The following is an 11066-nucleotide window of genomic DNA, read 5'->3' on the forward strand; positions in this document are numbered from 1 at the left end:
CTGAATGGAGTTACAGAAATACTTTTCTAAATTCCTTCTCAAACACAGAAAAAGAAAATTAACGGAGAGAGACTATTTCCTTAGCACCCAGCTCAATATGATGTTAGGTACTGAGGTTCAAAATATTAACCTTTATCGGGAAGCCTTCTCTCTTAAAAATTCTTCTAAAAATCAAGAAAGCAACTACGAAAGACTTGAATTTTTGGGAGACTCTGTTTTGGGGACCGTTATTTCCTGCCATTTGTTTCAGACCTATCCTCAGGCTAATGAAGGATATTTGACGCAAATGAAATCTAAAATTGTTAACAGAAAGAATCTCAATAAATTGGGAGATGATTTGAAACTTACCGATCTGTTACAAAAACAAAGCTCGGTAGTTTTAAGTGAAAATATCTCAGGAAATTTATTTGAGGCTTTAATTGGCGCTGTTTATCTGGATTTTCAATATGATACCTGCAAAAGAATCATATTGGAAAGACTCTTGACGCCTACTGAGATTAACAAGCTTGAAAATAAAATCGTAAGCTACAAAGGCCTGCTGCTGGAATGGAGCCAGAAGAAAAAGGTGAACATCAAGTATGAGACTTGTGAGGAAGTTCAGGTAAACAAAGCAATTGTATTCAGGTGTCATGTTTGGCTGGAAGAAGAAAAAATTGCCAACGCTACGGAAACGTCCAAAAAGAAAGCAGAGGAAAAAGCAGCACAGAGAGCATTTTATATTTTAAACAAAAAAGAAAATATACTTGGAAATCCAAAAACTTTATGACATTGATGAGATAGAATTCGAAGATATTACCATTGGATTGGTAAGATTGGTGAAAACTATACCCGATCATGAGTTTTTTTACAAGATCAACAAGAGCAATGATCTTACTTTTTCAAGAATAAAAGATCTCGTCTTTCATGGGTCTTACTATGACTATCATTTCCCGAGATTCGAGGCATATCATAAATTTACCAAGACCTGTTTTACTTTTATTTCCAATAAATCTTCCGAAAGTAAACAAAAAAAACAACAGACTGAACTCTTCTCAGAAGAAGAAAACATTAAATTTTTATTAAATAATCAGGTAGAAGTAGAATATATTTTGCATAGTTCGGAACAATTTCCTGATTTTTCCGTAATTTTGCTCCCTGAAAATCTTGTGTTTCCTATTCAGGATTACACTTTAAGTTCTGATGAAGAGCTTTATCAAATTATCCAATATTATGAATAAGTATTTAAAGAAGACAAAAATTATCGCAACGCTTGGGCCGGCTTCATCATCTAAGGAAGTTATGTTGGGACTAATGAAGGCAGGTGTTGACATTTTCAGAATAAATTTTTCACACGCAGATTACGACTTAGTTCGAAAAAATATTGATATCATCAGAGAACTAAATAGGGAATATGGGTTCTCTGTAGGTATTTTGGGAGATTTACAGGGTCCGAAATTAAGAGTAGGTGTTGTAAAGGAAGGTTCTTACCTTAACCCGGGAGACGTTCTTACGTTTACGAATGAGAAAATGGAAGGAGATTCCACCAAAGTATATATGACGTATCAGCAGTTTCCTCAGGACGTTAAAGAAGGTGAAAGAATCCTTATTGATGACGGAAAGCTGGTATTGGAAGTTATTGAAACAAACGGAAAAGATACGGTAAGAGCCAAAACCATTCAAGGGGGGCCTTTAAGCTCTAAAAAAGGGGTTAACTTACCTAACACGAACGTTTCTCTTCCTGCTTTGACGGAGAAAGATATTCAGGATGCTAATTTCATGCTTGATATGGAAGTAGACTGGATCGCACTTTCTTTTGTTCGTCATGCACAAGATATCATCGATTTAAAAGAGCTTATTAAAAACCACCCGAACGGTAAATTCAAAACTCCGATCATTGCGAAGATTGAAAAGCCAGAAGGTGTGAAAAATATCGATCAGATCCTATTGGAATGTGACGGATTAATGGTTGCCCGTGGTGACTTAGGAGTAGAAGTTCCGATGGAAGAGGTTCCTGCTATTCAGAAAACATTAGTGGAGAAAGCAAGATTCTATTCAAAACCGGTTATCATTGCTACCCAGATGATGGAAACGATGATCAACAGCTTAACACCGACAAGAGCGGAAGTAAACGACGTTGCCAATTCCGTATTGGATGGTGCGGATGCGGTAATGCTTTCAGGAGAAACTTCCGTGGGAAGATATCCGGTTCAGGTAGTGGAAAATATGGCTAAAATTGTGAAAAACATCGAAATGACACACTTTTACCAGCACAAAAATGAGCCTATTGAAAAGGATTATAACTGTATTGATGACAGATTCATTACCAATAGAGTTTGTTTAGCAGCCGTAAGAATTGCAAAAACAACGAATGTTTCTGCAATCGTTACTTTGACTCATTCCGGATATACGGCTTTCCAGCTTGCTGCACACAGACCTAACTCTCATATTATCGTGTACAGCGGTAACAAAAGAGTTATTACCATGCTGAACCTTCTTTGGGGTGTTCACGCTTATTATTACGATATGAAGAAACCTACCGATGAAACCATTATCCAGGTTAATATGTTAACGCATAATTACGGATATATTGAGGCTGGAGACTTTGTGATCAACATTAATGCAACTCCATCATATGAAGGCGGAAAAACGAATACATTGAGATTAACTACGGTTTAATAGGAGTAAAGAAAATAAAGAAGCAAATTTGCTTAGAAATAAAAAGCCTCGCAGAAGTTTCCGCGAGGTTTTATTTTATAATTTAGTGAAAAATCATTAATGCATTTTACATTTTATAAAGTTAGTTTCCTACAATTGTTTTAGGCGTTACAAACTCTTTTAAAGCGATCAAAGAAAGTTCAGTTCCATAGCCTGAAACTTTGGTTCCCCCGAAAGGAAAACGTGGATCAGAGCTTGTCATTCTGTTGATATTTACAGTTCCTGACTCCAACCCTTCAATGAAAAATTGCTGACGGTCCTTATTTTTAGTCCATACAGAGTTTGAAAGTCCAAAAGGGATATCATTGGCTATCTGCAATGCTTCTTCGTCATTTTTAGCCACCATCACCATTCCAAGAGGACCAAACAATTCTTCCTGTAAAATCGGATTTCCTTCTTTCACTCTTATTAAACCAGGTTTGAATTCAATGTCAGAAACCCTTTCCAACGGAATAATAATTTCTGCACCATTTTCTAACGCTCTTTTAAACTGGTCTTCCAGATCATCCGCTAAATCAGGCCTTGCCATTCCGCTCAATTTGGTTTCTTTATCCAGGGGATCACTTGGGGCATATTTTTTATATTCCTCTATGAATTTCGGAAGGAATTCAGCTTCAATCTTTTCATCAATAATGAATCGTTTGGCAGCCACACAGGTTTGTCCGCAATTCTGAAGTCTTGCCAAAGCTCCTACTTTCGCGGCTTCATCCAAATCAGCATCATCCAAAACAATAAAAGCATCGCTTCCGCCTAATTCCAGTACGGATTTTTTGATGTTCATCCCTGCAATGGAAGCCACTTCCCCACCGGCTCTCCCACTTCCTGTTAAGCTCACTCCTTTGATAACCTCATGTTCCAGAATTTCCTTTACTTCTTTATGGCCAACTTCCAGATTTTGAAAAACACCCTCTGGAAAACCGGCTTCTTCAAATACTCTTTCAATAGCATTTCCGCTTCCGAAACAGATGGAAGCGTGCTTCAAAACAACTGTGTTTCCGGATAAAATGGCAGGTACAGCAAATCTCAGTACTTGCCAGAAAGGGAAATTCCATGGCATTACTCCCAGAATTACTCCTTTCGGAATGTAATGAACTTCCGAGAAAGTATATTCGGAATCTATCTTTTCGGGTTGTAAGATATTTTCTGCATTAGCATAATAATTCATCATTAGAGCACATTTCTCCACTTCCGCTACGGACTGGGAAATGGGCTTATTCATTTCCGTAGTGATAATTTCCCCAAATTTTTGTGAATGGGATTTTAAAATTTCAGCAGCTTTAGCGATTAATCGCTGTCTTTCAACAAACGCTACTTTTTTCCATGTTGAAAAAGCTTGATCTGCTTTAATGAGTTTATTTTCAATTGATTGTTCCATGTTCAATAATAATAGGTATGCTTCTTGTAAAAAGCATGATGAAAGCAACAAATTTTATTCCTTATCAGTAAATAATATAGTGATTTTCTCTATCGGATGTTGTGACCCTTTAAATCATCAGCCATTCATTAACAAGGCATGCCGCTAAACGGGCTGTCTTGTCCTGAATATCGTAAGAAGGATTGACTTCTGCGACATCCAATGCCATAAGTTTCTGATTTCTTAAAATATGCCTGTAAAAGTGCATGAAAGCAGCATCTGCAAAAATCCCGTTATATGCGGAAGCGGAAACTCCCGGTGCAATGGATGCATTGAAAACATCCATACAAATGGTAAGATAAGCAACATCTACTTCATTCAATAAATCATCAATTCGTTGATAAATTGACGGAAGATTTTCGAAGAATAATTCATCTGCCAAAATATATTTCATGCCGAACTGATGAGCAATATCAAACAATTTCAACGTATTGGAGTTTCTTTGTATCCCTATATGCAACGAATGGATTTCTCCTTCCTGGGCGATTTGCCAAAATCCTGTTCCGGAACTTGGACCTACTCCGTTTTCAGGCTGTCTGTTGTCAAAATGGGCATCAATATTAATAATCCCGATCTTCTTATCCGGAAATGCTTTCCTGATTCCTGAATAATGGGCATAGGTTACTTCATGTCCACCTCCTAACACCACAGATTTCGCTCCTTTGGTAAGCGCCGCCGAGACTTTTTCAGCAAGAGTATGCTGTGCATTCTCTAAATTTTGATCATCACAGGAAATATTTCCAAAATCCAATAATGAAAAATCAGGAAGAACTACCGGAAAATTAGCCATATTCTTTCTGATAACATCCGGAGCATCTTTTGCTCCTACTCTTCCTTTATTTCTTTTCACTCCTTCATCCACTGCAAAACCATGTAAAACGAAATCATTCGTTGAGATCGTATCATAATGAGTTGCTTCTTGTACTCTTTGAAAAACTCTGTGAAAAAGAGGCTCTTCTCCATCCAATCTTCCTTGCCAGATCATTGCTTATTTTTTTTAATTAGTTGAAAAAAACTTGTAATACATTTTATAAAAAAATAGAATGTAATGGGAATCATTAATACAAATGTGATCACTAAAAGACCACATAAAAAAATGACTAGAATGTTATATTCTTCTGAAACCCAATTATTCGTTATATAATGCCAAAAAAAAGTTAACAAATTCATCAAATAGAGTGATCCTATGAATAAAACAAAATAAATAATACTGTTTTTCATCTCTATCTGATCTGGTTATCTCACTTTTGTCTTACTCCATTAATGTAAACACGCTTAGCTTTCAAACTTCCCTGATTATAAAGAACATTCTGGAAATTATGGGTTGAATAGGTTATAAAATCAGCTTTTAAGCCGTTTTCTAATCTCCCTCTGTCCTCTAGTCCAAGAGCATACGCAGAACGGAAAGTAATCCCTGCCAAAACTTCTGCTGTCGTCAGTTTTTCGTATGTTGCCAAAATCGAAGCCTGAGTTATTAAATTCCCCATTGGTGCGGAACCGGGGTTCCAATCACTGGCAATAGCTAAAATGGCTCCTGCATTCAGGAGTTTTCTCGCTGGGGTAAATTTTTCTCCCAATCCTAAACTCGCGCCAGGCAAAGCAGTGGCAACTGTATCAGATTGCGCTATGAAATCAATATCTTCATCTATTGTTGCTTCCAAATGGTCTGCAGATTTGGCTCCCACTTCCACCGCAATTCTTGAACTTCCCGGTGTAAACTGATCTGCATGTACCGTAATTTCAAAACCTAAGTCTTTAGTTTTAAGTAGGAAATCTTTACTTTCTTCAGGCTGGAAAGCCGATTTTTCAATAAAAATATCTACCCGTTTTGCAAGATTCTCTTCCTTTACTTTCGGTAAAATTTCTGTAATGATATAATTCAGATATTCCTGATTGCTTCCTTCGAAGTCTCTCGGTTTCAAATGAGCAGAAAGACATGTCGGAACCAAAGTCGCTTTAGTATGTTCCTGAGCTTTTTTAATCATTCTTAACATTTTAAGCTCATTTTCCACATCTAAACCATAGCCGCTTTTTATTTCAATGGTAGCAATTCCTAAAGAGACCAAAAAATCTATTCTTTCCAATAAGGTTTTTAATAATTCTTCTTCAGAGGCATTTCTGGTGTGTTGTACGGAACTCCAAATCCCGCCACCGCTTTCAGCGATTTCCAAATAAGTTTTCCCTGCATTGCGCATTGCAAAATCATTAGCACGATTACCTCCGAAACAGATGTGGGTGTGTGAATCAACAAAAGCCGGTAGAGCAATTTGTTCCCCTTCTATGAATTCAATTTCTATATCCGGATTTTCAGATTGTAATTCTTTGAAATTTCCAACATTCTGAATTTTTCCTTTATCCACTACAATTCCACCGTCAACAATAATTTCAAGCTGGTCATCAGATAATTTCCCCCTTAAAGGAAGGTTAGCAAGTGTCACAATTTGCTTAAAAGGTCCTATTAATTTCATTAAGTTTTTTAAGATTTAGGTTTAGGATAAGGTTGAGATTAAGATTAAACGTTCCCTATTTAAATGATTGATTATTTTATTCAAATCATGAATCACACCATTAATCAGTTCTTCTATTTCTAAATATTGATGTTCTGAAAAATACTTCACTTTTGTACCATACATAAGATGACTCTTGGTTTCAAAAGCAGAACCCCGGGAAATATTATAGAATCTGCACTTATCTTTACTTGTCCTTCTGCCAAAGCCTTCAGCAATATTCGCAGAAATATTTTGTGCAGATCTTCTTAATTGAGAAGTAGGTGCATAATCTTCCTTTTTAGGTAAATTTTCAGAAAGGTAGAAACATTTTTCGGCAATTTCCATTGCTTTTTGCCAAACAGGCATTTCTGTAAAATCTTTAACCAATTTGTCAGTTTATTTTCCTTTCAAAAATACTTAAAATTATCTTCTTTCTCAACCTTTTCTTTAACCTTATCGTCAGTAATTTTTCATAAACCTTTTCCTGAACCTTAGCCTAAATTTCCTATCTTTGAGGTAAATGAAATGATTTAATGCCTGATTTTCTACATCCAGATAAGGAAAACTATTCCCGTGAAGAGCTTTTGCAGGAAGAACAAATACGTCCCCAGAGCTTTAAGGATTTTGCCGGACAAAGAAAGACTTTAGAGAATCTTGAAGTTTTTGTTACCGCAGCCAAAAAACGTGGCGGGGCTCTTGATCATGTTCTTTTACATGGTCCTCCAGGTCTTGGAAAAACCACACTAGCAAACATCATTGCCAATGAACTCGGAGTGAATTGTAAGATTACTTCAGGGCCTGTCTTAGATAAACCGGGAAGCTTAGCAGGATTGCTTACGAATCTTGAAGAAAACGATGTGCTTTTCATTGATGAAATTCACCGTTTATCTCCTGTTGTAGAGGAATATTTATATTCTGCGATGGAAGACTATAAGATTGATATTATGCTGGAAACCGGTCCCAATGCAAGAAGTGTTCAGATCGGATTGAATCCGTTTACCTTAGTGGGAGCCACTACAAGAAGTGGAATGCTGACCAAGCCTATGCTAGCAAGATTCGGGATTCAAAGCAGGCTGGAATATTATACGATTGAGCTTTTATCAATGATCATTATGAGAAGTTCAAGAGTTTTAGGTGTAAAGATTTATGAAGATGCAGCCATAGAAATTGCCCGAAGAAGCCGCGGAACTCCCAGAATTGCCAATGCTTTACTAAGAAGAGTCCGAGATTTTGCCGAGATTAAAGGAAATGGTGAAATCGAGATCAATATTACAAAATATGCATTGAACTCTCTTAATGTGGATGAGTTTGGGCTGGATGAAATGGATAATAAGATCATGCGGGTGATGATTGAAAATTTCAAAGGAAAGCCGGTCGGGATTTCTGCTTTGGCTACTTCTATTGGAGAAAACCCTGAAACTTTAGAGGAAGTTTATGAGCCGTTTCTCATTCAGGAAGGATTTATCATCAGAACTCCAAGAGGAAGAGAGGTTACCGAAAAAGCATACAAGCATTTGAATATTTCGAGGCCTAAAAATCCGGGAGAATTATTTTAAAGATCCATGTTTATTCCTAAGTTATATAAAAGCGAAGATTATCAACTGATGAAAGAGATCATCAGGGAAAATGCTTTTGCTCTTCTCATATCTTCGGTTGATAAAATACGTGCCACTCATTCCATGATGATGCTTAATGAGGATGATCCGGAACAAGTTTATTTGGAAACACATATTTCAAAAGCAAACCCACAAGCTAAGATTTTAAAGAATGGTGATGATGTGCTATGCGATTTTCTGGGAGCGCACACCTATATTTCCAGCAGTTGGTATGATCACATTAATGTTTCTACCTGGAATTATGAGGCCGTTCAGATCTATGGGAAAGTGGAGCTGATGAATCAGGAAGAGCTTTATAATCATCTGGATAAACTGACTTATAAATATGAAAATACACAGCGTTGTCCGGTGTTTGTAAAAGATATGGGTAAAGAATTCGTAGAAAAGGAAATGAAAGGTGCTTTTGGGCTAAAAGTGATCCCCACCGAAATATTTATTAAACAAAAACTTTCTCAAAACAGGAAGGAAAATGATTTTCAAAATATCATTTCACATCTCGAACAATCCGGTGAGAATGAAAAGAAAATCGCTGAAAAAATGAAATCGTTAAAAAGATAAACAATATATTATATGAAACTATATCCTATACAGTGCGGAAAATTTAAATTGGATGGCGGGGCCATGTTTGGAGTCGTCCCAAAGAGTCTGTGGGAAAAAACAAATCCGGCAGACGACAAAAACTTAATTGAACTGGGAACCCGTTCCCTGCTTATTGAAGACGGTAAAAAACTTATTTTGGTCGACTGCGGGCTCGGAAACAAGCAGGACGAAAAATTTTTCGGACACTACGCTCTTTGGGGAGACGATAATTTAGATAAAAATTTAAAAAAATACGGTTTTGTAAAGGAAGATATTACCGATGTTTTCCTTTCCCACCTTCACTTTGATCATTGTGGCGGAGCGATTGAGTGGAATGATGATAAAACCGGGTATAGACCTGCTTTTAAAAACGCTCAGTTCTGGACGAATGAAAATCATTGGCAATGGGCAACAGAGCCCAACGCAAGGGAAAAAGCGAGCTTTTTGAAAGAAAATATCCTTCCCATGAAGGAAAGCGGGCAATTAAACTTTTTACCTCTTCCCACCACCGGAAATTACGGTTTCGCTCCCGATCTGAAAATGGATGTGATATTCGTTGACGGACATACGGAAAAGCAGATGCTTCCTGTAATTCAATACCAGGAAAAAACAATTGTTTTTGCAGCAGATCTTATTCCTACAAGCGGACACATCAATCAGGTGTATGTGATGGGATATGATACACGACCTTTATTAACGCTGGAAGAGAAGGGTAAGTTTTTGAAACAGTGTATCGATAATGAATATTTACTGTTCTTTGAGCACGATGCACATCATGAGTTAGCAAGTCTTAAGATGACCGAAAAAGGAGTAAGACTGGATGAAACCTATAGCTTTAACGAAGTTTTTGGATATTAATTTTTGAATTATGGAAGAATTACATTCAGAAACTACAAAGCCGGAACCGGAACCTGCATCAAAGATCATTGGATTAACCGGTGGAATCGGTTCTGGAAAAACCACGGTTGCCCAATTTATTGAAGAATTCGGATTCCCGGTATATTATTCTGATGACAGGGCAAAAACCATCGTTAATGACAATGACGATTTAAAGCTAAAAATCAAAGAACTTCTCGGAAATGAAGCTTATGATGAAAATGGTCTTTACGACCGAAAATATGTAGCCGAAAGGGTTTTTACTGACAAAGATCTGCTTCAGAGATTAAATGAAATCATCCATCCCGCCGTTCGACTTGATTTCGAGGAATGGGTGAAAAGACAGACCAAATATTTAGTTTTTAAGGAAACCGCCTTATTGTTTGAATTAAAACTTAACCTGCAATGTTATAAATCAGTTTTAGTTACCGCAGAAGACAATATAAGGATCAAAAGGGTGATGGATCGTGATGGAAAAACTTACAGGGAGGTAGAATCTATTATGGAGAAACAGATGCCGGAGAAGGATAAGATCAAATTAGCTGATTGCATTATATATAACAATACGAATCTGGAAGATTTAAAGGAACAGACCGAAAAGGTTATCTTTGGAATAGAATAATAGAATAATAAAAACCTCGTCAGAATCTGACGAGGTTTTTTGTTTAGGCTCAAAAAATAAGCTCTCATTTCTGAGAGCTTATTCTATATTCTGAAGTTATGATCTACTATTCTTTAATAAACTTCTTCTGTACAGAACCTTTCACATCTTCGATATCGATGATATAGACTCCGTTGATCAGTTTGCTTACATTGATTTGGTTATTCAGAAGAATTCCGTCAGCAACAAGCTGTCCTGCAGAATTGTATATCTTATATTTAGCTTTTTTGCTGATATTTTTAACATACAATACTGAGCTTACCGGGTTAGGGTAGATCATGATATCATCCTGATTAAGTCCGGTAGCAACAGGTAACTTAGAAATCCTTACGGTGTAATCCTCTACTTCTCCATCAGGGAAGCTTGTACAGTTCACCGGAATACCTCCTTTTTGCATTGCTACTCTCATTACTACATATTTGTAATCTGTCATACTTACAAATGCATTAACCGGCACACTGAATGTTCCTGTGACAGGAGTTGTTGTATTCGGGCCTGTGGCAATGATTCTTTCATTAGGATCAAAAGTACCGCTTCTGTCAAAGTCGATCCATACCGCAACGCCTGCTTCGTTGGTTATAGTTTTCTCTATCGTGATCTGGTTTCCTGTAGATCCCTGGATCAGTTCAATGAAGGTGGCAGGGTTACCTGAATAATCAGTGTAATTGGAAGCTCCCGAAGCATTCTCCATAACAGGCTTACCATTAGGACTTACCTTAACATTTGAAATATAATCT

At 37.0% G+C, this 11066-nt stretch carries 12 protein-coding genes; 7 read left to right on the top strand and 5 right to left on the bottom strand.

Going from position 1 to position 11066, the window contains the following annotated elements; translation table 11 throughout:
* Window positions 1-4 precede the first annotated feature (4 nt).
* The 3 genes from rnc to pyk are packed head-to-tail and all read left to right on the top strand — an operon-like array spanning window position 5 to window position 2655.
* Window positions 5-766: a ribonuclease III gene (gene rnc / locus ACGHIN_RS07765; protein ID WP_390452308.1), complete on the top strand. Its 762-nt coding sequence runs from the start codon at window positions 5-7 to the stop codon at window positions 764-766.
* Window positions 744-1217, top strand: coding sequence for an IPExxxVDY family protein (locus ACGHIN_RS07770; protein WP_390452310.1), 474 nt, complete (start codon window positions 744-746; stop codon window positions 1215-1217). The genes rnc and ACGHIN_RS07770 overlap by 23 nt, the downstream gene beginning before the upstream one ends.
* Window positions 1210-2655 carry a pyruvate kinase gene (gene pyk, locus ACGHIN_RS07775; RefSeq protein ID WP_390452311.1) on the top strand — a complete coding sequence of 482 codons (1446 nt, stop codon included), beginning with the start codon at window positions 1210-1212 and terminating at the stop codon, window positions 2653-2655. Before ACGHIN_RS07770 ends, pyk begins: the two co-directional genes overlap by 8 nt.
* Window positions 2656-2776: 121 nt before the next feature.
* On the opposite strand, the gene ACGHIN_RS07780 is transcribed toward pyk, so the two are convergent.
* The 4 genes from ACGHIN_RS07780 to ACGHIN_RS07795 form a co-directional block, all read right to left on the bottom strand.
* Window positions 2777-4069, bottom strand: a complete 1293-nt coding sequence (locus tag ACGHIN_RS07780; protein ID WP_390452312.1) for an aldehyde dehydrogenase family protein — start codon at window positions 4067-4069, stop codon at window positions 2777-2779.
* Between the two features lie 109 nt (window positions 4070-4178).
* Window positions 4179-5093, bottom strand: a complete 915-nt coding sequence (hutG, locus tag ACGHIN_RS07785) for a formimidoylglutamase (protein ID WP_390452314.1) — start codon at window positions 5091-5093, stop codon at window positions 4179-4181.
* A gap of 256 nt (window positions 5094-5349) precedes the next feature.
* Window positions 5350-6576: an imidazolonepropionase gene (gene hutI, locus ACGHIN_RS07790; RefSeq protein WP_390452315.1), complete on the bottom strand. Its 1227-nt coding sequence runs from the start codon at window positions 6574-6576 to the stop codon at window positions 5350-5352.
* A gap of 21 nt (window positions 6577-6597) precedes the next feature.
* Window positions 6598-6984, bottom strand: coding sequence for a four helix bundle protein (locus tag ACGHIN_RS07795; protein WP_390452317.1), 387 nt, complete (start codon window positions 6982-6984; stop codon window positions 6598-6600).
* Between the two features lie 146 nt (window positions 6985-7130).
* Between ACGHIN_RS07795 and ruvB the strand changes: the two genes are divergently transcribed.
* From ruvB to coaE, 4 genes are read left to right on the top strand one after another with little or no spacing between them, the layout of a single operon-like run.
* The gene (gene ruvB, locus ACGHIN_RS07800) at window positions 7131-8153 is read left to right on the top strand and encodes a Holliday junction branch migration DNA helicase RuvB (protein WP_390452319.1); all 1023 of its coding nucleotides are present in this window, start codon (window positions 7131-7133) and stop codon (window positions 8151-8153) included.
* Window positions 8154-8159: 6 nt separating this feature from the next.
* Entirely contained in the window at window positions 8160-8771 is a 612-nt protein-coding gene (locus ACGHIN_RS07805) for an FMN-binding negative transcriptional regulator (RefSeq protein WP_390452321.1), read from the top strand.
* 12 nt (window positions 8772-8783) lie between these two features.
* The gene (locus tag ACGHIN_RS07810; RefSeq protein ID WP_390452323.1) at window positions 8784-9650 is read left to right on the top strand and encodes an MBL fold metallo-hydrolase; all 867 of its coding nucleotides are present in this window, start codon (window positions 8784-8786) and stop codon (window positions 9648-9650) included.
* A gap of 10 nt (window positions 9651-9660) precedes the next feature.
* Window positions 9661-10290 carry a dephospho-CoA kinase gene (coaE, locus tag ACGHIN_RS07815; RefSeq protein WP_390452325.1) on the top strand — a complete coding sequence of 210 codons (630 nt, stop codon included), beginning with the start codon at window positions 9661-9663 and terminating at the stop codon, window positions 10288-10290.
* Window positions 10291-10396: 106 nt separating this feature from the next.
* Here coaE and ACGHIN_RS07820 read toward each other — a convergent pair.
* A partial coding sequence (locus tag ACGHIN_RS07820; RefSeq protein ID WP_390452327.1) for a T9SS type A sorting domain-containing protein occupies window positions 10397-11066 on the bottom strand: 670 nt, incomplete at its 5' end.

The organism is Chryseobacterium barbadense (assembly GCF_042849955.1).
Classification (GTDB): domain Bacteria; phylum Bacteroidota; class Bacteroidia; order Flavobacteriales; family Weeksellaceae; genus Chryseobacterium.

Excerpts from the sequence above, each read along its gene's own strand:
- hutG (WP_390452314.1), bottom strand. The coding sequence starts at position 5,093 with ATGATCTGGCAAGGAAGATTGGATGGAGAAGAGCCTCTTTTTCACAGA.
- hutI (WP_390452315.1), bottom strand. The coding sequence starts at position 6,576 with ATGAAATTAATAGGACCTTTTAAGCAAATTGTGACACTTGCTAACCTT.
- rnc (WP_390452308.1), top strand. The coding sequence starts at position 5 with ATGGAGTTACAGAAATACTTTTCTAAATTCCTTCTCAAACACAGAAAA.
- ruvB (WP_390452319.1), top strand. The coding sequence starts at position 7,131 with ATGCCTGATTTTCTACATCCAGATAAGGAAAACTATTCCCGTGAAGAG.
- coaE (WP_390452325.1), top strand. The coding sequence starts at position 9,661 with ATGGAAGAATTACATTCAGAAACTACAAAGCCGGAACCGGAACCTGCA.
- ACGHIN_RS07805 (WP_390452321.1), top strand. The coding sequence starts at position 8,160 with ATGTTTATTCCTAAGTTATATAAAAGCGAAGATTATCAACTGATGAAA.
- ACGHIN_RS07810 (WP_390452323.1), top strand. The coding sequence starts at position 8,784 with ATGAAACTATATCCTATACAGTGCGGAAAATTTAAATTGGATGGCGGG.
- ACGHIN_RS07780 (WP_390452312.1), bottom strand. The coding sequence starts at position 4,069 with ATGGAACAATCAATTGAAAATAAACTCATTAAAGCAGATCAAGCTTTT.
- pyk (WP_390452311.1), top strand. The coding sequence starts at position 1,210 with ATGAATAAGTATTTAAAGAAGACAAAAATTATCGCAACGCTTGGGCCG.